The organism is Streptomyces sp. NPDC044003, assembly GCF_056435185.1.
Map to the genome: position 1 here is coordinate 96,964 of NZ_JBWKFA010000007.1, position 22,281 is coordinate 119,244.

Below are 22,281 nucleotides of genomic sequence, written 5' to 3' on the forward strand. Positions count from 1 at the left end.
CCTCCTTCGCGTACGCCGGTCAGTCCTCGAAGGCCTCGGCGTGCCCCTTGGCGAGCAGCAGGTACATCTCGGCGTTCAGCTGGATGCCCGCCTTCTCCTCGTCGGTCAGCGGCCGGCGCACCTTGGCGGGGACGCCGGCGACCAGCGAGCCCGGCGGGATCTCCATGCCCTGCGGGACGAGCGCCTGGGCGGCGACGAGCGAGCCGGCGCCGATCCGGGCCCCGTTGAGGACCGTCGCGCCCATGCCGACGAGCACGTCGTCCTCGATCACGCAGCCGTGCACGGTCGCGTTGTGGCCGACGGTGACCCGGTCGCCGATGGAGACGGGGAAGCCGGGGTCGACGTGGACGGTGCAGTTGTCCTGGATGTTGGAGTCCTCGCCGATCGCGATCGGACCGCAGTCCGCCCGCAGGACGGCGTGGTACCAGACGCTGGCGCGGGCGCCGAGGGTGACCTCGCCGAGCACCACGGAGGTCGGGGCGGTGAAGGCGGTCGGGTCGATCTGCGGCTCCTTGCCGCCCACTCCCTTGATCAACGCCTCTGTCATGGTTCGCTCCTGATCGTCAGCCGTCGTGTCACGCCCGGGGGTGCCCCCGGGCGCAGCCTATGCCGTGCTCATGACGGACATCACAGCGCACCGCGGTGATCAGGCAGGACGGCGCCGACTACGGTGGCCGGGTGCCCAGGAACAGAAACACGTTCTCATCCCTCGCCGCCTGGCGGCGCCGGGTCCTCGCCCGAGCCGTGCAGGGCGGCTGGCGCTGGGTGCAGCAGGCCGGCTCCGTCACCGCCGAACACCCGGGGAAGCTGCGGTTCCGCCGCCTCGGCGCCGGCACCCGGCTCGCCTTCCCGCAGGGCACGGTCTTCGGTGAGCCGTGGATCGAGATCGGCGAGTGCTGCATCATCGCCGAGCAGGTCACGCTGACAGCGGGGATGCTGCCGGACCTCGACCTCGGGGCGGACACCGTCCTGACCCTCGGCGACGGGGTCGTCCTCGGGCGGGGCAGCCATGTCATCGCCGACGCGAAGGTGACGATCGGCTCGGACACGTACTGCGGCCCGTACGTCTACATCACCTCGACCAACCACAGTTACGACGACCCGGACGAGCCCGTGGGCCGTCAGTGGCCCCGCTCGGAACCGGTCTCCATCGGCCCCGGCTGCTGGCTCGGCACGGGCGCGGTGATCCTGCCCGGGGCGCGCCTGGGCCGGAACGTCGTCGTCGCGGCGGGCGCGGTGGTACGCGGCGAGGTCCCGGACCACTCGGTCGTGGCGGGCGCCCCGGCGAAGGTCGTCCGCAGCTGGGACCCGGAGAACGGCTGGCAGCCCCCACTCCGCACCCCGGCTCCGACCCCCATCCCGGAACACGTCACCCCGGAGCAACTGGCCGCGCTCGCGGCCTGGGAGGCGCATCGCGCCGGGGACTCCGAGTCCGTCCCGTCGTGACCCGAGGGCCCCGGCCTTCCTAGCCCGTCGCCAGGAGGACCGTGCCCACCAGGGCGAGGCCCGCGCCCGCCGCCTGGACGGCGCGGAGGCGTTCCTTGAGGACACCGCGGGCCGCCAGGGCCGTGACCACCGGGTAGAGGCTGGCGAGGACGGCGGCGACGGTGACCGGGCCCTGCTGGGCGGCGAGCGCGTACGTGCCGTTGGCGGCGACGTCCGCCAGGCCCACGAAGGCGAGGGCCGGGAGCGCGGCGCGGACGACCCCGGGCCCGCCCTCGGGGAGCGCGCGGCCGCCGCGCCGCACCGAGGCGTACAGGGCTCCGCCGCCGACCAGGACGTTGGTGACGCGCTGGACGAACAGGGCGAGGAACAGGCCCGTGACGGTCGTGGACGCCTCGGCGATGAGCGCCATCACCGAGCCGAAGCCGAAGGCCGCGACCAGGGTCAGCAGGACCGCCTGGCGCTGGACGGGCGCCCCGCGCAGCTCCGGTCCGCCCGCGAGCACCACGCCGAGGATCGCCACCGCGATCCCGGCGAACTGGAGCAGCCCCGGCCGGTCGCCGACGAGGAGGCCGACGGAGACGGGGACGATCACGCCGAGCGAGCCGAGCGGGGAGACCACGCCCATCGGGCCGAGCGCGAGCGCCTTGTAGAACGCGAGCATGGCCGCCGGGCCGACGACGCCCGCCCCCACCGCGTACCAGAGCTGGGGTCCCGCCTCGGTCCAGGCACCGGTCGCGAGGACGATCGAGCCGAGGACGAGTACCGCGAGGATCTGCGAGACCACGACGACGGTGAGGGCGGGGATCCGCCGGGTGAGGAGCCCGCCCCCGAAGTCGGCGAGGCCCCAGAGAAGGCTGGTGGCCAGGGCGAACAGGGCGGTCATGAATCCTCGCAGGGGCGTGCGGCAGTACAGTGCAGTGAACCATCGGGTGCACCCCACCGTAGTTCAGTGCATTGAACTCTGTCATCCAGAATATTGGACGGAATGTGTCGGACCTCGACCAGCTCACGCAGTCGCTCGCCCGGAACCTGAAGCGCTGGCGCAAGGAGCGGGGACTCACCCTGGACGCGCTCGCCGCACGCGCGGGCGTCAGCCGCGGCATGATCATCCAGATCGAACAGGCCCGGACCAACCCCAGCGTCGGCACCACCGTGAAGCTGGCCGACGCCCTCGGCGTCTCCATCACCACCCTCCTCGACTACGAGCAGGGCCCCCAGGTCCGCCTCGTCCCGCCCGGCCAGGCCGTCCGCATGTGGTCCACCTCCACCGGCAGCCACACCACCCTCCTGGTCGGCACCGAGGCCCGTGGCCCGCTGGAGCTCTGGTCCTGGACCCTCATGCCGGGCGACGGCAGCGCCTCGGACCCGCACCCGGAGGGCACGGTCGAGCTGCTGCACGTCACCGCCGGGACGCTCACCCTGATCGTGGACGACGAAGAGCACCCGCTGCCCGCCGGCACCTCCGCCGTCTTCGAGGCCAACGTCGCGCACTCCTACCGCAACGACGGCGACGAACCGGCCGAGATGACGATGGCCGTCTCCATCCCGCCCGTACGCTGACGCCCGCACGCCGACGCCCCACGCCGACGCCCGTACGCCGACCGCCCACACGCCGACGCCTCGATGCCGACGCCCGCACGCCGACGCCCGAACGCTGAGACGGGCCGCCATGCGCCCGCTCGCGCTTGTTAGCGTGAAGCGCATGCGCGCACCCATCGGAAACTTCGACGACGCCCGGCCCGCCCCCGACTGCCTGGACCTGCTGACCGACCCCGTCGCGGCCGCCGTCCGCAGCTGGGCGGGCCCCGTCCCCGCCGACCAGCTGGTGTACGTGGACACCGACCCGGCCATCGCCGACACGGCCGTCTTCGTGGAGCACTACGGGCCCGAGCTCCTCGACGCGTCCGCCAACTGCGTGGTCGTCGCGGGCAAGCGCGGCGAGACGACGACCCTCGCCGCGTGCCTCGTGAAGTCGGCGACCCGCGTCGACGTCAACGGCGTCGTCCGCAAGCACCTCGGCGCCCGCAAGGCCTCGTTCGCCCCGATGGACACCGCGACCGGCGAGACCGGCATGGAGTACGGCGGGATCACCCCCATCGGCCTCCCGGCCGACTGGCCCCTCCTCGTCGACGCCGCCGTCGTCGACACCGAGTGGGTCCTCGTCGGCAGCGGCCGTCGCCGGGGCAAGCTCATCGTCCCCGGCAAGGCCTTCGCCCAACTCCCGGGCGCCGTCGTCCTGGAGGGCCTCGGCGTCCCCGTCGGCTGAGCCGCCGGACCCTCAGCCGAGGCGCGGTATCTCGATCGCGGGGCAGCGGTCCATGACCATGTCGAGCTCTGCCTCCCGCGTGCGGGCGAAGGCCTCGTCGTCGATGACGTCCAGCTGGAACCAGACCGCCTTGGCGCCGATCGCGACGGCCTCGTCGGCGACGGCGCCCGCCAGCTCGCTGTTCACGAAGACGTCGACGACGTCGACCGGGAACGGGATGTCGGCGAGCGAGGCGTAGCCCTGCTCGCCGTGGACCGTCTCCGCCTTCGGATGGACCGGGACGATCCGCTTGCCGAAGCGCTGGAGGACCGCCGCCACCCCGTACGCGGCACGGGCCCGGTTCGTCGAGAGTCCGACCACCGCCCACGTGTCGCCCGTGGACGTCAGGATCCGCCGCACCGTCTCCGCAGCGGAGTACGCGCCGGGGTCCGTGGTCGTCGTGTCTACGCTCATCGCTTCTGCTGCCTCTCGTCGGCGCGGCCCGTCCTCCATGTGAACGAGCCGCGCCGGGCCGTGATTCCCGTACGCGCGAACCACGGGCCCTGAGATGTCCCCTACGGGCCGCTCAGCCGCCCCACGCCCGCCGTTCGGCCTCCCGCGGCGCCTCGACCAGGGACGGCAGGCCCGGGCCGAAGGTCATCACCGGACGGGCCGGATCCCACGGGCGCCAGCCCGGGTCGCCGGTCTTCGCGAACGCCACCCAGGCCGCGTGCATGGCCGTGGCCAGGCCCTGGGGAGCATCCGGGCCCGTCAGCGCGCGCGTCTCCGGCAGGTCGAGCGTGTCGAAGACGAAGCCGAGTTCGAGCGCGTGGCAGGCGCGGAGGTCGAGTACGGGGGAGGGCCAGCCGAACTCGTACAGATACGTCGCGGCGGCCCCTACGGAGTTCAGCCGCGCGTCCGCGAACATGTTCAGCGGGATCCGCAGCAGCTTGTCCGCCGCGAGGACACCCAGGATCTCGCCCGGCTTCTCCTGCGGCCGGCCCGCTCGGTACACCTTCGCGACGTGGGGCGGTATCTGCCCCTTGCGGAGCAGGAACCGCTGAGCCAGGGACCCCACCCGTTCGGTGAGTCCGCCCGGCACGAACCACAGTCGGTACTCATCCGTGGTCGTGCCCATCAGCAGCTCCACGTCCGCCGAAGCGCCGTCCGCGAGCAGGTCCCCCGGATGGTCCGGCAGGACGTCACCGTCCACCGCGATGTGGAAGGGGTGTCTGCCGAGCACCGGCGTGCCCTTGCCCGTCACCGCGGTCTGCGCCGCGAGCAGCTGCTCCCGGTCCACCCGGGCGAACGCCTCTGCCGTCGCCGGCACCTTGAGCCGCGCGGCCATCGCCTCCGTGGTCCTGCGGGCGAGGGCCATCGACCGGGCGCTCGGCGCCCCGCTCTGGAGCACGGCCCGCCGGAAGAGGCCCTTCGCGAGCGGCGAGGCCATCAGGGCGGCGATCGAGATCGCACCGGCCGACTCGCCGAACACGGTGACCCGCTCCGGGTCCCCGCCGAAGGCCGCGATGTTCTCCCGTACCCAGGTCAGTGCGGCGATCTGGTCGCGCAGACCGAGATTGGCGGGCGCGTCGGGGAAGACTCCGAATCCCTCGATGCCGAGACGGTAGTTGACCGAGACGAGCACCACGCCGTCCCGGGCGAAGGCGGTGCCGTCGTAGACGGGGACCGCCGAGGAGCCGTGGACCAGCGACCCGCCGTGGATCCAGACCATGACGGCACGCCCGCCGTCGCCGGGTCCGGCGGCCGGCCAGGGGGCCCATACGTTGAGGTTGAGGCAGTCGTCGCCCGCGACATCGGGGTCGGGGAGCAGCGCGTCGAGCGGCGGGGCGTACGGGCGCTTGGGCGCCGTCGGCCCGAAGGCGAGGACGTCCCGTACCCCTTCCCAGGGCTCCGCCGGCTCCGGCGCGCGGAACCGCAGCTCCCCGACGGGGGCCTGCGCGTAGGGGATTCCGAGGAAGGCCGCCACGCCGTCCTTCAGGCTGCCGCGCAGAACGCCGTTTTGCGTGCAGACCCCGGGACCGTCCTGGACGTGTTCCGCGATGTGCTCCGACATCTACTCACCTTTCTCAGGGGCGACGGTGACGCACCGTCAAGATGATGCGGCCAGGGCGGAGCCTCCGGTCAACCCCGCGACACCAGCGCGCGCTTGAGGACCTTGCCCGTCGGACCGAGCGGCAGCTCCTCGACGAACCGCACGATCCGGGGGTACTTGTGACGGCCGAGCCGCCCCCGCGCCCAGTGCACCAGCTCCTCCTCGGAGAGCGGGGCGGCGCCGTCCCGGCGTACCACCACCGCGCACACCTCCTCGCCCTTGGCCTCGTCGGGGACGCCGATCACCGCGACCTCCGAGACCGAGGGGTGGCGCACCAGGACCTCCTCGACCTCGCGCGGATAGATGTTGAAGCCGCCCCGGATGACCAGATCCTTCTTGCGGTCCACGATCCGCAGGAAGCCGTCCTCGTCCCGGACACCCAGGTCGCCCGTGCGGAACCAGCCGTCCACGACCGCCGCCGCCGTGGCCTCCGGGTCGTCGAGGTACCCGGCGAACACGTTGTGCCCGCGCACCACCACCTCCCCGATCCCGCCGTCCGCGAGCAGCCGGATCTCCCCCTCGACGGCGGCGTCCGCGATCCCCACCTCGACGCCCCAGACCGGGTGCCCGACCGTGCCGGGCCTGCGGCCGATGTGCGGCTGGTTGAAGGTCGCGACCGGTGAGGTCTCCGTCAGGCCGTACCCCTCCAGGACCTGGGTGCCGAAGGTCTCCTCGAAGCGCTCCAGGACGGCGACCGGCAGCGCCGCACCGCCCGACACGGCAGCCCGCAGGGCCTCCGGCCGCAGCTCGGAGACGGCCGCCGACTCCACCAGGGCGTGGTACATCGTCGGCACGCCCATGAAGACCGTCACGCCCTCGTCGACGAGCACCCGCAGAGCCGCGGGACCGCTGAACCGGGGCATCAGGACGAGCGTCGCACCCTGCCGGAGCGTCCCGTTCATCGCGCAGGTCTGGCCGTAGCTGTGGAAGAGCGGCAGACAGCCGAGGACGACGTCGCCCGTGCCGAGGCCCAGCAGATCCTGCGAGGTCACGGACGCGTTCATGACGATGTTGAGATGGGTCAGCAGGGCGCCCTTGGGGCGGCCCGTCGTCCCGCTCGTGTAGAGGATCACGGCCGTGTCCGAAGGCTCGGCCGGCTCGGCCGCGACCAGCGGCTCCGCGGCCGACGGCGCCCCCTGGAAGGCGCGCACCCCGGCGGCGCGCGCGGCCTCGTCCGCCACCGGCCACAGCGGCCCGCCGCTCACGATGCCGACCGCGCCGCTGTGCTCCAGGACGTACCGCACCTCGTCGGCGACGAGCAGCGCGTGCACCGGCACGACCGTCGCGCCGGCCGCGAGCGCCCCGTAGTACGTCCGCAGGAACTCGGTCGTGTTCGGCAGCAGCACGGCCAGCCGGTCACCCGGCTTCACCCCGGCCTCCCGCAGCCCGGCGGCGCAGCGCAGCGCCTCCGTCCACAGCTCCCGGTAGGTGAGCCGGGTCGCGCCCTCGACGACCGCGATCCGGTCGGGGAAGTGGCGGGCGGACTCGCCCAGCACGCCGGCGACGCTCAGTGACATGACACGCTCCAGGGACGCGGTATCGACGGCGGATGAAACACGCCGTTGACATTCGGGTGACACGGCACAGAATCCACCGCGGACCGCCCGGACACCATGTGCGGATGCCCATCCTGTGGCCGGTCGAGCTGGGCAGCAGCCCCGCGGGGGCGCCCGCCCCGTGGCAATCGCCAAATCACGGCGTTACCGTGCGAGCCATGACGCACCGCCCGGTCACCGCCGACGAGCCCGGAGGGGCCCGCTCCGGCGGCACCCCCACGCCCCTCGGCGGCTCCGGTGGCTCCGGGGCGCTGCGCCGCGCCCTCGCCACGGCGATGCTCGCCGACGTCGACCGGCTCACCGACCGCGCCGTCGACGACATCCGCGCCCACTCCGGTACGTACGCCTCCGGCGCGCCCGTCACCCGCGAGGACCTCTGGGAGATCTGCCGCGACAACCTCCGGCGGGCCCTGGAGGACTTCGGCGGCCTGCCCCCGACCGGCGGCGACTTCGAGCGGGCGGCCCGCGAGACCGGCCGCCGCCGCGCCGAGCAGGGCGTCCCGCTCGACACCGTGCTCCAGGCCTACCGGCGCGGCGGCCGGGTGCTGTGGCAGGTGATGGCCGAGCACCTCCGGGGCCGGGCCGGACGGGAGTCCGACCGGCGGGACCTCGAACTCGACATGGCGGGCGAGGTCTGGGAGACCATCGACCGCTACTCGGTCGCGATGGCCGACGCGTACCGGATCACCCAGCTGGAGTTGCAGAGCCGCCAGGACACCCGCCGGGTCGCCCTCTTCGAGGCCCTGCTCGACGGCCGCGCCGACGACCCGGCCGTCGCCTCCGCCGCGGCGGCCGCGCTCGGCGTCCCCGCCGTCGACCGGTACGTCGTCGTGGTCGCCGCGCAGGACCCCGCCGCCCCGCCGCACCCCGCGCCCGCCCTGGAGGACCAGGGCATGTGGTCCTTCTGGCGGCCCCGCTCCGGCCGCTACGCCGGCATCGTCCGGCTGCCCCGCCGCGCCGCCCACGGCGGACGGCCGGCGACCGCGACCGGCGACGGCGCCGACCCGGCCGTACGGACCCTGCTCGCCGCCCTGCGCGAGCGGACCGGCGCCACCGCGGGGGTCTCCCCGGAGTTCGAACGCCTCTCCCAGGCCGGGCGCGCCCTCCGGCTCGCCGAGCAGACCCTCCGTACCCTCCCCGCAGGCGGCGGCGAGGTCGCCGTCTTCGACGACCGGCTGGCCGAGGTGCTGCTCAGCGGGCGCGCCGACATCGCCGAGCGGATCGTCACCGTCCACCTCGGACCGGTGCTCGCCACCGGCGGCGAGCGGGCGGCGCTCCTCACGACCCTCCGGGCCTGGCTCGACCACGGCTGCTCGGCCTCACGGGCCGCCGAGCAGCTGTACTGCCACCGCAACACCGTCCTCAACCGCATCGGCCGCATCACCGAGCTCACCGGCCGTTCCAGCGAGTCCGGAGAAGCCCGCCTCGGCTGGGCCCTCGCGCTCCGCGCCCTCCCGTACGCCGGACTCGCGCCCGAGGCGGAAGCCCCCGGCGCAGGCCTCGAACCCACCGCCGCGGAACCCGGGCCCGGCGGGCCGTAGCGCACCCGGAACGGCCGCCGCAGAGCCCGGGCCCGGCGGGCCGTAGGCTGGTCGGATGCAGGAGCAGTACCGCACGCTGGCCCGCGAGGGTGTGCACGAGACCGAGATCAACCGCTCGCGCTTCCTCTGCGCGCTCGCGCCCGTCGCCGACGAGCGGGAGGCGCAGGAGTTCGTCGCGCGGATCCGCAGGGAGCACCCGACCGCCACCCACAACTGCTTCGCGTACGTCATCGGCGCCGACGCCTCCGTGCAGAAGGCCAGCGACGACGGCGAACCCGGCGGCACCGCCGGCGTCCCCATGCTCCAGATGCTGCTGCGCCGCGAGATGCGCTACGTCGCCGCTGTCGTCACCCGCTACTACGGCGGCGTGAAGCTCGGCGCGGGCGGTCTGATCCGCGCGTACGGCGGCGTGGTCGGCGAGGCGCTCGACGCGCTCGGCACCGTCACCCGGCAGCGCTTCCGGCTCGCCACCGTCACCGTCGACCACCAGCGCGCGGGCAAGCTGGAGAACGATCTGCGGGCCACCGGCCGCGCCGTCCGCGAGGTGCGGTACGCCGACGCCGTGACGATCGAGATCGGCCTCCCGGACGCGGACGTCCCCGCCTTCCGCGGCTGGCTCGCCGACGCCACGGCGGGCACGGCCTCCTTCGAACTCGGCGGCGAGGCGTACGGGGACGCGTGATGCGTCACACCTGACCTGCCGAACGCCACGTCCGCACCGGGGACCGCCCCACGCACGCGCGTGGACCCGCCCCGCCCACCCTCCCGCTCGGGATAGCGTGGTGGGCGCACTTCGAAGCGCGCGTCGACACGCACAACGACGCACGCATCGAGGCGCGCATCAACGGGAACCGGCGGCGAGGAGCGGGCACATGCGGGGTGGGACGGCATCGTGAGGCTCCTGCACACCTCGGACTGGCACCTCGGCCGGTCCTTCCACCGCGTCGGCCTCCTCGAAGCCCAGGCCGCCTTCCTCGACCACCTCGTGGCGACCGTCCACGCGCACGACGTGGACGCCGTCCTCGTCGCCGGGGACGTCTACGACCGGGCCGTGCCCCCGCTGCCCGCCGTCGAGCTCTTCGACACCGCGCTGCACCGCCTCGCCGAGGCCGGGGTGCCCACCGTCATGATCTCCGGCAACCACGACTCGGCCCGCCGGCTCGGCGTCGGCGCCGGACTCATCGAGCGGGCCGGCATCCACCTGCGTACCGACCCCGACGGCATCGGCACCCCCGTCGTCGTCTCCGACGCCCACGGTGAGGTCGCCCTCTACGGGCTGCCCTACCTCGAACCCGCACTCGTCCGCGAGCGGCTCGGCGCCGAGAAGGCCGGCCACGAGGCGGTGCTCGCCGCCGCCATGGACCGGGTCCGCGCCGACCTCGCCGGCCGGCCCGCCGGCACCCGCTCCGTCGTCCTCGCCCACGCCTTCGTCGCGGGCGGCGCGCCCAGCGACAGCGAGCGGGACATCACCGTCGGCGGTGTATCCGCCGTCCCCACCGGGATCTTCGACGGCGTCGACTACGTCGCCCTCGGCCACCTCCACGGCAGCCAGACCCTCACGCCGCGCGTCCGCTACTCCGGCTCGCCGCTCGCCTACTCCTTCTCCGAGGCCGACCACCGCAAGACGATGTGGCTGATCGACCTCGGCGAGAACGGGGCGATCACCGGCGACGTACGCCTCGACTGCCCCGTTCCACGCCCCCTCGCCCGGATCCGGGGGCGGCTCGACGACCTCCTCGACGACCCCGCGCTCACCCCGCACGAGCAGTCCTGGGTCGAGGCCACCCTCACCGACCCCGTGCGGCCCGCCGAGCCCATGGCCCGGCTCACCGGACGCTTCCCGCACACCCTCAACCTGGTCTTCGACCCCGAGCGGACCGGGGACGACCCCGGCGCCTCCTACGCCCAGCGGCTCCGGGACCGCAGCGACCAGCAGATCGCGGAGGACTTCGTGGCCCACGTACGCGGCGGCGCCGCCCTCGACGGCGCCGAACGGGCCGTCCTGCACGGCGCGTTCGACGACGTCCGCGTCGACCTCACCGAGCGCGAGGTGGGCCGGTGAGGCTGCACCGCCTGGAGATCACCGCGTTCGGGCCGTTCGGCACCACGCAGAAGGTCGACTTCGACGCCCTGTCCTCCGCCGGGCTCTTCCTCCTCCACGGGCCGACCGGCGCCGGCAAGACCTCCGTCCTCGACGCGGTCTGCTTCGCCCTGTACGGCAGCGTGCCCGGCGAGCGCCAGAGCCGCGGCGCCTCCCTGCGCAGCGACCACGCCCCCGTCGGCACGTACACCGAGGTCCTCCTCGAACTGACCGTGGGGGACCGGCGCCTGGAGATCACCCGCCGCCCGGCCCAGCAGCGGCCCAAGAAGCGCGGCGGCGGCTTCACCACCGAGAAGGCCCAGACCTGGCTCCGCCAGTACGACCCGGCCACCGGCGAATGGGCCGGCCTCAGCCGCTCCCACCAGGAGACGGGAGAGGAGATCACCCAGCTCATCGGCATGAGCCGCGAGCAGTTCTGCCAGGTCGTCCTCCTCCCGCAGGGCGACTTCGCCCGCTTCCTGCGCGCCGACGCCGAGGCCCGTGGCAAGCTCCTCGGCCGCCTCTTCGACACCCGCCGCTTCGCCGCCGTCGAGGAACGCCTCGCCGAGCTGCGCCGCGCCGCACAGCAGCAGGTCGAGGACGGGGACGCGCGGCTGCTCACCCTCGCCCACCGCATGACCCAGGCCGCCCATGGCCTCGACGCCGCCCGCACGCCCGTCGAGGGCCGTCCCGGCGACCCCGGGCTCGCCGACTCCGTCCTCACCTGGGCCGCCGTCGCCCGCACCGAGGCCCGTGAGGTCCTCGACATCACGGGCATGCGGCTCGCCGCGGCCGAGGGCGGGCAGGCCGCCGCGCGCGCCGCCCTCGACGCGGCGAACGACCTCGCCGCCCGGCAGGCCCGACACGCCGACGCCCTCCGCCGCCGCGAGCGGCTCACCGAGCAGACCCCCGAGCGCGACCGCCACCAGGACTCCCTCGACCGGAGCCTCAAGGCCGACCGGGTGGCCCCCGCGCTCGGACTGCGCAGGGACGCCGAGCGCGAGCACACCGCCGCGCACACGGCCCGCGAGCGGGCCCGCGCCCAGCTGCCCCCCGGCCTCGCCGAGGCCGGCGCCGAGCAGCTCTCCGCCCTCGAACACCGGCTGCGCGAGGAGCTCGGCGGACTCGACGCGGCCCGCCGCGCCGAGCGCCGTGCGACCGCCGTCGCCGAGGAGCGCACCGTACTCGCCCGGGAGGCACGTGCCGACGAGGACGCCCTCCGGGACGCGGCCGACTGGCTCGCCGGCTGGGAACCGCGCCGAGCCGCCCTCACCGAGCGTGTCGAGGCCGCCCGCGACGCCGCCGCCCGCGCCGAACACCTCGCGGGACGCCTGGACCCTGCCCGCCGCCGGCTCGCCGCGGCCCGCCGCCGCGACTCCCTCGGCGAGGCCACCCTGGCTGCCGAGTCCCGCCTCGCGGAGGCCCGCGAGCGGCGCAACACCGCCCACGAGAGCTGGCTCGACGTCAAGTCCCGCCGTCTGGAGGGCATCGCCGCCGAAATCGCGGTCACCCTCACCCCGGGCGACCCCTGCCAGGTCTGCGGCTCCACCGCCCACCCGGCGCCCGCCCGCACCACCGCCGACCACGTCGACCGTGCCACCGAGGACGCCGCCTACGCGGCCTACACCCGCGCCGAGGAGACCCGCACGGCCGCCGAACGCGACCTTGCCGTCACCCGCGAGTCCTGGTCCGCGGCCCGTACGGAGGTCCAGGCAGGGCCTGAGTCCCCGGAACCGACCGTCGGCGAACTCGCAGCCGAGGCCGACGAGTTGGCCCGGCTGCATGCCGAGGCGCACGCGCTCGCCGGGCAGACGCACAGTGCGCGGGAGGCGCTCGCACGGGCCGAGCGGGAGTACGAGGAGCGGGTCGGCGCGCAGCGGGCGGCCGAGCGGCGGGTCGCCGCGCGGACCTCGCGCCGGGAGGCCCTGGAGCGGGAGCAGTCCGCGCTCGACGAGGAACTCGCCCGGGGACGCGGCGAGTTCGCCAGCGTGGCCGAACACGCCACCCGCCTGGAGCGGCGCATCGCCCTCCTGGTCGACGCCGCCGGAACCGTACGCACCGCCGAACTCTCCGCCCAGCGCCTCAAGGAGGCCGACGACCGGCTCGCCGACGCCGCCTACCGCGCGGGCTTCGTCACCCCGGCCGAGGCCGCCGGCGCGCTCCTCGGCGAGGGCGAACGCCGAGCCCTCCAGCAGCGCGTGGACGCCTGGCAGGCCGAGGCCGCCGCCGTCGCCGACCGGCTCGCCGAGCCCGGCACGGCCGAGGCCGCCGCCCTGCCGCCCGCCGACCCGGCCGGCGCCGAGGCCGCGCACAGGGCGGCGGAACGCGCCCTCCGCGAGGCCGACTCCGCCCTCGCCGCCGCCCGCGAGCGGGCCACCGGACTCGACGGACTCTCCCGGCAGGCCGGCATCGAGGCCCGCCGCCTCGGGCCGCTGCGCGAGGAGTACGACCGGGTGGCCCGCCTCGCCGCCCTCACCGCCGGCACCTCCGTGGAGAACGAGCGCCGGATGCGCCTGGAGTCGTACGTCCTCGCCGCCCGGCTCGAACAGGTCGCGGCGGCCGCGAGCGCCCGCCTCCAGCACATGTCCTCCGGCCGCTACACCCTCGTCCACTCCGACGCGCGCTCCGGCGGCAAGCGGTCCGGCCTCGGACTGCACGTCGTCGACGCCTGGACCGGCAACGAACGCGACACGGCCACGCTCTCCGGCGGCGAGACCTTCTTCGCCTCCCTCGCGCTCGCCCTCGGCCTCGCCGACGTCGTCACCGACGAGGCCGGCGGGGTCCGGCTCGACACCCTCTTCATCGACGAGGGCTTCGGAAGCCTCGACGAGCAGACGCTCGACGAGGTCCTCGACGTCCTCGACTCGCTGCGCGAGCGGGACCGCAGCGTCGGCATCGTCAGCCACGTCGGCGACCTGCGCCGCCGCATCCCGGCCCAGCTGGAGGTCGTCAAGGCGCGCCAGGGCTCCGCGGTCCGGCTGCGCACCGGAGGGGAAGCGCTCAGCGGCTGAGGGAGCGGCGGGGCAGCGGGGAGGAGTAGACGATGCTGGTGGTCACCGCGCCGAGCGTGGCGATCTTCCCCGTGATCCCCTCCAGGTGCTTCATGGAGCGGGCGGCGACCTTGAGGACGAAACAGTCGTCGCCGGTGACGTGGTGGGCCTCCAGGACCTCCGGCGTGGTGTCGATCAGGTCGTGGAACGGCTTGTAGTTGCCGTGCGGGTAGCGCAGCCGCACGAACGCGAGGATGGGCAGGCCGAGACGGTCCTGGTCGACGATCGCCGTGTACCCCGTGATCACCCCGGCGTCCTCCAGGCGCCGCACCCGCTCGGTCACGGCGGACGGCGACATGGACACCGCGCGGGCGAGCTCGGCGAAGCTGGCGCGGCCCTCGGACTGGAGGGCTTCGAGGATGCGCCAGTCGGTGGCGTCCGGAGTGTATTCGGGGCTCATGAGGGAGAGCCTGGAGGGGAATCCCCGGTCGATCAAGGGAACGACCGGGGATTCTCGCCATCCGAACGGCTCAGAGGCGGGAGATCTCGTCCACCAGGTCGTCCAGGCCCAGCGGGCCCAGGGAGAGCGCCGCCATGTGCCAGGCCTTCGCGTCGAAGGCGTCGCCGTGCGCGGCCCGCGCGTTGGCACGGCCGAGCAGCCAGGCGCGCTCGCCCAGCTTGTAGCCGATCGCCTGGCCCGGCATCGACAGGTAGCGGGTCATCTCGCTCTCCACGAAGGACGGCGGCCGGCTGCTGTGCAGCTGGAAGAACTCCTGGGCGAGCTCCGGCGTCCATCGCTCGCCCGGGTGGAAGGGCGACTCCGCGGGGATCTCCAGACCGAGGTGCATGCCGATGTCCACGATGACCCGACACGCGCGCATCATCTGGCCGTCGAGGTAGCCGAGGCGCCGCTCGGCGTCGGGCAGGAAGCCCAGTTCGTCCATCAGGCGCTCCGCGTACAGCGCCCAGCCCTCCGAGTTCGCGCTGACCTTGCCGATCGTCGCCTGGTAGCGGGAGAGCCGGTCGGCGACGTGCACCCACTGCGCGAGCTGCAGGTGATGGCCGGGCACGCCCTCGTGGTACCAGGTCGACACCAGGTCGTACACCGGGAAGCGGGTCGTGCCGTCCACGGGCAGCCAGGTGCGGCCGGGGCGCGAGAAGTCCTCGGAAGGACCGGTGTAGTACGGCGCGGCGGCGCCACCCGGCGGGGCGATCCGGGACTCCACCCGCCGTACGCGCTCGGCGAGTTCGAAGTGGTGCCCGTCGAGCGCCGCGATCGCCTCGTCCATGAGCTCCTGGAGCCAGACCCGGACCTCCTCGACGCCCTCGATGTGGGTGCCGTGCTCGTCGAGGTGGGCGAGCGCCTCCCAGGGGCCCGCGCCCGGCAGGATCCGCTCGGCCTCGGTCCGCATCTCGCCGAGGAGGCGGTGGTACTCGCTCCAGCCGTACGCGTACGCCTGGTCGAGGTCCAGGTCGGTGCCGTTGAAGAAGCGCGTCCAGCGCTGGTAGCGCTCGCGGCCCACCGTGTTCGGCGCGTCGGCCACGACCGGGGCGTACACGTCCCGCATCCAGTCCCGCAGCGTCTCGACAGCCGCGGTGCCGCCCTTGGCGGCCGCCGCGAGCTCGGCCCGCAGCTCCTCGGGGAGCGTGGCAGGGCCGGCGGCGGCGAACTCCTCGAACCAGCCCGGCTTCCCGCTCTCCCCGCCGGCCCACTCGGTGAGCTGCTCGACGAAGGTGGCGGTGGGACGCGGCCCGCCGAAGAGCTTGCGCTCCAGGCCGAGCGCGAGCGCGGCGCGGTAGCCCTCGAACGCGGCCGGGACCGCGCGCAGCCGGGCGGCGACCGCCGTCCAGTCCGCCTCGGTCTCCGTCGGCATCACGGTGAACACGATCCGGACGCTGTGCGCGGGCGAGCGCATGTTGCTGACCGCGCAGAGGTACTCCTCGGCCTCGTGCACGGCGAGTTCCGCCGTCAGCCGCTCCCGCAGCAGCCGGGCGCAGCGCCGCTCGGCGTCGCTGTCCGCGCCGGGGGCCCGCTCCGCCTCGTCGAGCCGGGCGAGCGTGCGGCGGGCGAGGTCGGCCACCGCCCGCTGCCCGGCGGGCGAGAAGTCCGGCAGCCGTCCGGCGCTCTCCTTGACTCCCAGGTACGTACCGATGATCGGGTCGAGGGCGATGAGGGCGTCGACGTGCTCGTCGGCGACCTGGCGGGGCAGCGGGCTGTGGGAAGTGTCTGGCATGGGAGTCATCCTGATGCCTCCGGTGGGCCCGCGTCACCCTCGTCCAGGCTCAGTCGGCTGACAAGGAAGGGCCGGGGGAGGGCGGCAGGAGGGGGCCGCACTCCCACTGCTGGAAGATCAGCCGGGTCTCCACGCGGGCCACCTCGCGGCGCGAGGTGAACTCGTCGAGGACGAGACGCTGCAGGTCGGCGGGGTCCGCCACGGCCACGTGCACCAGGTAGTCGTCGGGCCCGGTGAGGTGGAACAGCGCCCGGGACTCGGGCAGGGCCCGGATCCGGTCGACGAACGGACCGATCAGTTCACGCCGGTGGGGGCGGACCTGGACCAGAAGCAGTGCTTCGAGCCCACGCCCGAGTTTGGCCGGATCCAGACGTAGCTGGTGTCCGAGGATCACTCCGGTGCGGCGCAGCCGCGCCACCCGGTCGAGGCAGGTGGAGGGTGCGACGCCGACCTCGGCGGCGAGTTCGCGGTAGGTGCTCCGGGCGTCGTTCTGCAGGAGGCGAAGAATGTGCAGATCGACCGCGTCCAGTACGACAGAATCAGCCATCTGGCGAACGTAGCACGGTGATTTCCCGCTACTTCCCGGTATCCGTTCACAGTGCCGCCATGGACGCCATGGATCACGGCCTCTCGGTCACCCCGAGGGCCCTTGCCACCGAAGCCGTGCACGCCGGCCGCGAAGACCTCGCCGGCCTCGGGCTGCACGCCCCGCCGCTCGACCTGTCCACCACCTACCCCTCGTACGACGCCCGGGCCGAGGCCGCCCGGATCGACGAGTTCGCCACCACGGGCGCCCGGCTCGACGGTCCGCCCGTCTACGCCCGGCTCGACAACCCGACCGTGGCCCGTTTCGAGGAGGCCCTCGCCCGCCTGGAGGGCGCCGAGGCCGCCGTCGCCTTCGCCAGCGGCATGGCCGCCCTCACCGCCGTGCTCCTCGCCCGCGCGAGCCAGGGCCTGCGCCACGTCGTCGCGGTCCGCCCGCTGTACGGCTGCAGCGACCACCTCCTCGACGCCGGGCTGCTCGGCACCGAGGTGACCTGGACCGACCCGGCGGGCATCGCCGACGCGATCCGGCCCGACACCGGCCTCGTCATGGTCGAGTCGCCCGCCAACCCGACGCTTGCCGAGGCCGACATCCGGGCCATAGCCCACTCCTGCGGCTCCGTCCCGCTGCTCGTCGACAACACCTTCGCCACGCCGGTGCTCCAGCGCCCCGTCGAGCAGGGCGCCCGCATCGTGCTGCACAGCGCCACCAAGTACCTCGGCGGCCACGGCGACGTCATGGGCGGCGTCGTCGCCTGCGACGAGGAGTTCGCCCGTACCCTCCGGCAGGTCCGCTTCGCCACCGGCGGGGTGCTCCACCCGCTCGCCGGCTATCTGCTCCTCCGCGGTCTCTCCACCCTTCCGGTACGGGTCAGGGCGGCGTCCTCGACGGCCGCGGAGCTCGTGCGGCGGCTCGCCACCGACCCCCGGATCGCCCGCGTCCACTACCCGCGGATCGGCGGCGCGATGATCGCCTTCGAGGTGTACGGGGACCCGCACGACGTGATCGCCGGAGTGCGTCTGATCACCCCGGCGGTCAGTCTCGGCAGCGTCGACACCCTCATCCAGCACCCGGCCTCCATCAGCCACCGGATCGTGGCCGAGGGCGACCGGCGCTCGGCCGGCGTCAGCGACCGACTGCTCCGCATGTCCGTTGGCCTGGAGGACGTCGAGGACCTGTGGCGCGACCTGACCCAGGCGCTCAGCGCTCCGCCGGCCGGGCCCCTTCGTGCGGCTGCTCCTGCTGCGTCCGGGCGGCCGGTCGCGGTGCCGGGGCCAGCCGGGCGGTGATGACCAGGGTGCCCTCCTCGATCTGGTAGTCGAGGGGGAGGTTCAGCGCACGCATCGCGGCCACCATCCCCGTGTTGGAGGACTGCGTCACGGCGTACACGCTGTCGCAGCCGGTCTCCTCGGCCATCGCCACCAGCCGGCCGAGGAGCTCGGAGCCGATGCCGCGCCGCTGCCAGTCGTCCTCGACGAGGAGGGCGACCTCCGTCTCGTCGCCGTCCCACAGCAGGTGGCCGAGGGCGACGAGACGGCCCGAGGCCGTCTGGACGGCGAGGGTGCGGCCGAAGCGGGGGCTGAGCAGGTGGTCGAGATAGCGGTCGGCGTCACCGACCGGGCCGTGGTAGCGCAGGCCCAGGGTGCGGGCCGAGCAGCGGTCGTGCATGGCGCGCGCCGCGGCCAGGTCGCGCTGGTCGGCGCGGCGGACGGTGATCTCGTTGCCCTCGGGCAGGGTCAGCACGTCCTGGCTGCGCGGGACGCGGGGGCCGAGCCGGGCGTCCAGCTCGACGAGGGCGCGGGCCCGGGCGAACTCGGTCGGGGTGAACGGCAGATAGGGCCGCTCGATGATCAGGGTGCCGCCGTGCGGGTCGCGCAGCCGCATCACGGTCTCCTCCAGGACGCCCTCGACCGGGGCCTGTTCGCCGGTGGGGCGGCCGGTGAGCGAGACCGCCGGCACCGAGTGGAGGGTGCAGCGGCCCAGCAGCTGGCGCAGCGCGAGCGGCAGTTCGGCCGCGTCGAGGGCGGTACGGGTGGCCAGGCCGAGGACCCGGGTGGGGGTGTCCACCAGGTCGTGGGCGTCGGCCCGCTCGGTCCAGGTGTCGCGACCGCCGGCCGCCGCCGTCGCGCGGGCGAGGGCCTGCGCGGAGAGGTCGGCGGGGGCGCGCAGCAGGAACTCGTCGACGGTGCCGTCGCCCAGCGGGTGGGTCTGGAGGGTGAGGATGTCCACGCCCAGGCGGGCGAGGACCGTGCACAGCGCGGCGAGGCTGCCCGGGGTGTCCTCGACGGTGGTCCGCATCCGCCACAGCGCCGTCTCGGCGGGCGGCGCGGACTGCGTCTCCGTGTCGTTCCGCGGGTCCGCCGCCGGCTGCTCGGTGGTGGAGCGCCCGCCGGTGTCACCGGCGGGCGGGGCATGGCTGGCATGACTGTGCCGCCGCGCCCACCAGGTGTGGAACCCGGCGGTGGCGACCAGCGCGATCGCCGAGAAGACCAGGAGGGAGGGGCCGTCGGGGCCCTTGGCGATGGTCTTGGCGATCGTGTCGGCCACCACCACGGCGGTGAACATGGCGGCGAGCTCGATCAGGTCGTGCCGCCAGTGGTGCGGACGGCGGGTGCTCTTCGAAGACGTCACGTGGGTCATGGCTTCACTGTGACCCAGCGGTGTTGCGTGATCACGAACGCTTTGTGACTGACGGGTTAAGCGCCGATCTGGCGGCTTAAAGGCCGATTCAGACCGTTTCTGTCAGACGCTGATCGGCTCCTTGGCGGAGTGCGTTCAGCAGCCGCTTGGCCTGCACCACCAGCTGCGAGGAACGCCCCGAGGCGAGCGTGTCGAGCCCGGCGACCCCGCCGCCGGCCCCGCATCGCTCCACACAGTCGGCGGCGACCGCGAGGACCTCGCCGAGCCCGCGTACCGGCTTGGCTCCGGCCGACAGCTCCGGAAGCATCGCCGCGAGGATCGCCCACACCGTCCCGTACGCCCCCGTGGCGGCCGCCGTACGGGCCGCGTCCGCCAGCCGGTTCGGCTTGACCGAGCCCTCCGTGACCAGCCACGCCAGCTCCTCGCCGAGCCGCCGGGCGTCCAGCTCGCCCCGCGCCGCCAGGACGAGCACCGCGTCCACCGCGCGCAGCCGGTCGTCCGCGTCCACGCAGGCGAGACCGAACGCCAGCGTCAACAGGACCGCCCGGCCGACCGGGCCGTCGGCCTCGACCAGCGCTGTCAGCGGTTCGGTCGCCCCGCGCGCGTCCGCCTCGGCGGAGTGCGCGATCGCCGGCAGGAGACAGGCCGCGAGCAGCTCACGGTCGGCCGGCAGCACCGGAGCCCACTGCGCGCGGCCCTCCACCCAGTGGTAACAGCGGCGGGGAATCGCCCCCAGGGCACCCCCGAGCCACTGGAAGGCGGGCGGGAACTCCGCCCGGACCGCCGGGTGCTCGCCGAGGTCGACCACGATCCGGTCGAACACGTAGTACCTCCGCAGGGACTTGTCCTCGTCCCGCCGGAGGAACCGTACGGTCGCGCCCACAGCCGCCTCCTCCCGGAGCCAGGCGGCGAGCCGCAGGCCGGCCGCGGTGCCGAGCGCCGCCGCCTCCTCGGCCGCCCGCCCCGCCGACGGATCGGCCCGCAGGACCCGCAGCAGGGCCTGGGCGAGATCGGCCGGAGCGGGCTCGACGCCCGCGTCCCGGTACTGCCGCAGCCGCTCCACCAGGACCATCGGATCGATCGCCCCCGTGTGCCAGGTCGGCGTGGCGAGGAGGAACGGCAGCGCGTCCGTGCCCACCAGGTCGGCGGCCTCCCACAGCCGGGCGTCGAGGACCCCCGACAGGGCCTGGTGGAGACAGGAGTCCACGCTCTGCCCCTTGCTCCGGTGGAAGTCGACGAGGTTCTGGTTCAGCAGACCGAGCAGCCCCGCCAGCACCACATGGATCCCATGGGCCTCGTGGGTGAAGTAGTGGGTCTCCTGCTGCCAACGGGTCCAGGGGAAGGCCTCCCGCACCGCCTCCGCCACGGCCGCCCGGTCCCGGTGCGCAAGCCGCACCAGACCGTCGAGCGCCCGCTCGAACGCCACGGGCTCCTCGGAGAGTCGCTTCACCACCAGCTCCGCAAGCAGCTCCTCGACGGTCGTCGCCGGGACCGCGACCCGCTGCGCCTCGGGCACGGGCGGCAGGATCTCCTCGTACGGCCCTGACACCTCCTCCTCCAGGTCCGCGCCGAACAGCCCCTCGGCGGTGTGCCGGTGCGTCGGGCTCAGCAGCCCGGCTGCCTCTGCCAGCTCGCGCCGCACCTCCGCGTCCACGGCAGGCAGGTGACGGGCGACCAGCTTGAGGGCCCGCTCCTGCACATCGGTGTCCTCGTTCCCGAAGGCCTCCGTCACGGCGGGCAGCAGCTCCCCGGCCGCGCCCGGCTCCCGCGCGAGCACCTTGCCGACCAGCGCCAACTGGGCCCGTACCAGCTTCTTCTCGGTACGGAAGAGAACACCGGACGTCATCTCGGCCAGCGCACCGACCGGCACGGCACCCGCCGAGGCGAGCTCCACCAGGACGTCCTGCGCGTACCCGGCGACGATCGACGGAGCGTCGGCCGCGATCCCGACCCAGTCCGGGATCCGCGCCCGCAGCTCCTCCGCGTCCGGGGCGAGGAGCTGCACCATCTCCAGCGGGAGGCGCAGGTTCCGGACGGGGCCGCCACGCAGCAGCCGGGACACGCACAGGTCCAGGACCTGCGTACGGTCCAGAACCCCTTCCTCGACGAGCGTCCGCAGCGCCGACGGCCAGTGCCTCTCCGGCCGGCGACCGACCGGACGGGTCAGCCGCTCGGGAGGCTCGGCCATCGCGAGGGCGTGCGCCACCAGGGCGGGTGTCTGCGGGTCCTCCCGGAGCCGCTCCACGAGCCGGTCGTCGGAGAGGTGCCAGGTCCACCCGGTGACGTAACCGTCGGTCGGCGCGACGGTGTGTCCTGCGCGGACGATCAGCCCGTGGAGGAGGGGGTAGCTGTTCTCCGCCACCGCCCGGCGCCCGGCCAGACGCCCCGCCAGGTCCGCCGCCCACTCCGGGTCGGGATCGCCGAGCGCCGCGAGGGCCAGGGGTTTGTCCTCCGGCCAGATCTGGAGGTCGCGCGCGCCGAGCCAGCTCGCGGCGGCCGCCGCCGTCGGGAGACACCCGGCGCCCGCCACGTACAGCGCGCTGCGGATGCGGTTCGGAACGTACGGCGGCGTCGCCCACTTCCCGGCACGCACCTCGGCGCGCAGCGCCTTCAGCCGGGCGAGCGCGACCTTGCGCTCGGCGGCGTCCAGCGGCTCCAACGCGGCCGGCACCTCACGAGCCTCCCCGGCCAGCACCACGGCGAGCAGCCTCTCGACGCCGGAGTGGTGGCCCGCACCGGTGCCCGCGCCCGGGCCCTCCGCCCCGCCCGCGGCCACGTCCTCCACCTCGTCCCTCCCCGTCCCCATGCCGTTCCCCACGCCCGTCCCCACGCCGTTCCCCACGTTCTTTCCCGTTCCGTTCCCCATGTCGTCCCCTGTCCTGTTTTCCCTGC

General features: G+C 74.4%; 18 protein-coding genes. 8 read left to right on the forward strand and 10 right to left on the reverse strand.

What is annotated here, in order from left to right:
- Window positions 1–19: 19 nt before the first annotated feature.
- A complete protein-coding gene (locus AC07AW_RS26565) occupies window positions 20–547 on the reverse strand; it encodes a gamma carbonic anhydrase family protein (RefSeq protein WP_453510798.1) in 528 nt (175 codons plus the stop codon).
- Window positions 548–678: 131 nt separating this feature from the next.
- Between AC07AW_RS26565 and AC07AW_RS26570 the strand changes: the two genes are divergently transcribed.
- A complete protein-coding gene (locus AC07AW_RS26570) occupies window positions 679–1,446 on the forward strand; it encodes an acyltransferase (protein ID WP_478817959.1) in 768 nt (255 codons plus the stop codon).
- Between the two features lie 19 nt (window positions 1,447–1,465).
- Here the strand turns inward: AC07AW_RS26570 and AC07AW_RS26575 are convergent, their stop codons facing one another.
- Window positions 1,466–2,329, reverse strand: coding sequence for an EamA family transporter (locus AC07AW_RS26575; RefSeq protein ID WP_478817960.1), 864 nt, complete (start codon window positions 2,327–2,329; stop codon window positions 1,466–1,468).
- Window positions 2,330–2,433: 104 nt separating this feature from the next.
- Here AC07AW_RS26575 and AC07AW_RS26580 point away from each other — a divergent pair, with 104 nt between their 5' ends.
- Both AC07AW_RS26580 and AC07AW_RS26585 read left to right on the forward strand, forming a co-directional pair.
- Window positions 2,434–3,006: a helix-turn-helix domain-containing protein gene (locus tag AC07AW_RS26580; protein WP_392158347.1), complete on the forward strand. Its 573-nt coding sequence runs from the start codon at window positions 2,434–2,436 to the stop codon at window positions 3,004–3,006.
- A 142-nt stretch (window positions 3,007–3,148) separates the two neighbouring features.
- Window positions 3,149–3,712 carry a YbaK/EbsC family protein gene (locus AC07AW_RS26585; protein ID WP_478817961.1) on the forward strand — a complete coding sequence of 188 codons (564 nt, stop codon included), beginning with the start codon at window positions 3,149–3,151 and terminating at the stop codon, window positions 3,710–3,712.
- Between the two features lie 12 nt (window positions 3,713–3,724).
- Here AC07AW_RS26585 and AC07AW_RS26590 read toward each other — a convergent pair whose 3' ends face one another.
- The 3 genes from AC07AW_RS26590 to AC07AW_RS26600 all read right to left on the reverse strand — a co-directional run bounded on the left by AC07AW_RS26590 (window position 3,725) and on the right by AC07AW_RS26600 (window position 7,321).
- Window positions 3,725–4,165 carry a CoA-binding protein gene (locus tag AC07AW_RS26590; RefSeq protein ID WP_478817962.1) on the reverse strand — a complete coding sequence of 147 codons (441 nt, stop codon included), beginning with the start codon at window positions 4,163–4,165 and terminating at the stop codon, window positions 3,725–3,727.
- Between the two features lie 112 nt (window positions 4,166–4,277).
- Entirely contained in the window at window positions 4,278–5,765 is a 1,488-nt protein-coding gene (locus AC07AW_RS26595; RefSeq protein ID WP_478817963.1) for a carboxylesterase/lipase family protein, read from the reverse strand.
- A 68-nt stretch (window positions 5,766–5,833) separates the two neighbouring features.
- Window positions 5,834–7,321, reverse strand: coding sequence for a long-chain-fatty-acid--CoA ligase (locus AC07AW_RS26600; RefSeq protein ID WP_478817964.1), 1,488 nt, complete (start codon window positions 7,319–7,321; stop codon window positions 5,834–5,836).
- A gap of 197 nt (window positions 7,322–7,518) precedes the next feature.
- On the opposite strand from AC07AW_RS26600, the gene AC07AW_RS26605 reads away from it, so the two are divergent.
- The 4 genes from AC07AW_RS26605 to AC07AW_RS26620 all read left to right on the forward strand — a co-directional run bounded on the left by AC07AW_RS26605 (window position 7,519) and on the right by AC07AW_RS26620 (window position 13,992).
- Window positions 7,519–8,901 carry a PucR family transcriptional regulator gene (locus AC07AW_RS26605; protein WP_478817965.1) on the forward strand — a complete coding sequence of 461 codons (1,383 nt, stop codon included), beginning with the start codon at window positions 7,519–7,521 and terminating at the stop codon, window positions 8,899–8,901.
- Between the two features lie 55 nt (window positions 8,902–8,956).
- Window positions 8,957–9,583 (forward strand): YigZ family protein, encoded by a 627-nt coding sequence (locus tag AC07AW_RS26610; protein WP_478817966.1) that lies wholly within the window; start codon window positions 8,957–8,959, stop codon window positions 9,581–9,583.
- Window positions 9,584–9,793: 210 nt separating this feature from the next.
- The gene (locus tag AC07AW_RS26615) at window positions 9,794–10,963 is read left to right on the forward strand and encodes an exonuclease SbcCD subunit D (RefSeq protein WP_478817967.1); all 1,170 of its coding nucleotides are present in this window, start codon (window positions 9,794–9,796) and stop codon (window positions 10,961–10,963) included.
- Window positions 10,960–13,992 (forward strand): AAA family ATPase, encoded by a 3,033-nt coding sequence (locus AC07AW_RS26620; protein ID WP_478817968.1) that lies wholly within the window; start codon window positions 10,960–10,962, stop codon window positions 13,990–13,992. The genes AC07AW_RS26615 and AC07AW_RS26620 overlap by 4 nt, the downstream gene beginning before the upstream one ends.
- Here AC07AW_RS26620 and AC07AW_RS26625 read toward each other — a convergent pair.
- The 3 genes from AC07AW_RS26625 to AC07AW_RS26635 form a co-directional block, all read right to left on the reverse strand.
- Window positions 13,982–14,431, reverse strand: a complete 450-nt coding sequence (locus AC07AW_RS26625) for an Lrp/AsnC family transcriptional regulator (protein ID WP_478817969.1) — start codon at window positions 14,429–14,431, stop codon at window positions 13,982–13,984. The two genes, AC07AW_RS26620 and AC07AW_RS26625, sit on opposite strands and share 11 nt — an antisense overlap.
- A gap of 70 nt (window positions 14,432–14,501) precedes the next feature.
- The gene (locus AC07AW_RS26630; protein WP_478817970.1) at window positions 14,502–16,214 is read right to left on the reverse strand and encodes a DUF885 domain-containing protein; all 1,713 of its coding nucleotides are present in this window, start codon (window positions 16,212–16,214) and stop codon (window positions 14,502–14,504) included.
- 40 nt (window positions 16,215–16,254) lie between these two features.
- Complete coding sequence (locus AC07AW_RS26635) at window positions 16,255–16,752, reverse strand: Lrp/AsnC family transcriptional regulator (RefSeq protein ID WP_030686247.1); 498 nt, start codon at window positions 16,750–16,752, stop codon at window positions 16,255–16,257.
- 59 nt (window positions 16,753–16,811) lie between these two features.
- Between AC07AW_RS26635 and AC07AW_RS26640 the strand changes: the two genes are divergently transcribed.
- The gene (locus AC07AW_RS26640) at window positions 16,812–18,038 is read left to right on the forward strand and encodes a trans-sulfuration enzyme family protein (RefSeq protein WP_478817971.1); all 1,227 of its coding nucleotides are present in this window, start codon (window positions 16,812–16,814) and stop codon (window positions 18,036–18,038) included.
- On the opposite strand, the gene AC07AW_RS26645 is transcribed toward AC07AW_RS26640, so the two are convergent.
- The gene (locus AC07AW_RS26645) at window positions 17,950–19,389 is read right to left on the reverse strand and encodes a GNAT family N-acetyltransferase (RefSeq protein WP_478817972.1); all 1,440 of its coding nucleotides are present in this window, start codon (window positions 19,387–19,389) and stop codon (window positions 17,950–17,952) included. The genes AC07AW_RS26640 and AC07AW_RS26645 overlap by 89 nt on opposite strands.
- An 88-nt stretch (window positions 19,390–19,477) precedes the next feature.
- On the reverse strand, window positions 19,478–22,255 hold the full coding sequence (locus AC07AW_RS26650; RefSeq protein WP_478817973.1) for a DUF7824 domain-containing protein: 2,778 nt from the start codon (window positions 22,253–22,255) through the stop codon (window positions 19,478–19,480).
- Between the last annotated feature and the right edge of the window lie 26 nt (window positions 22,256–22,281).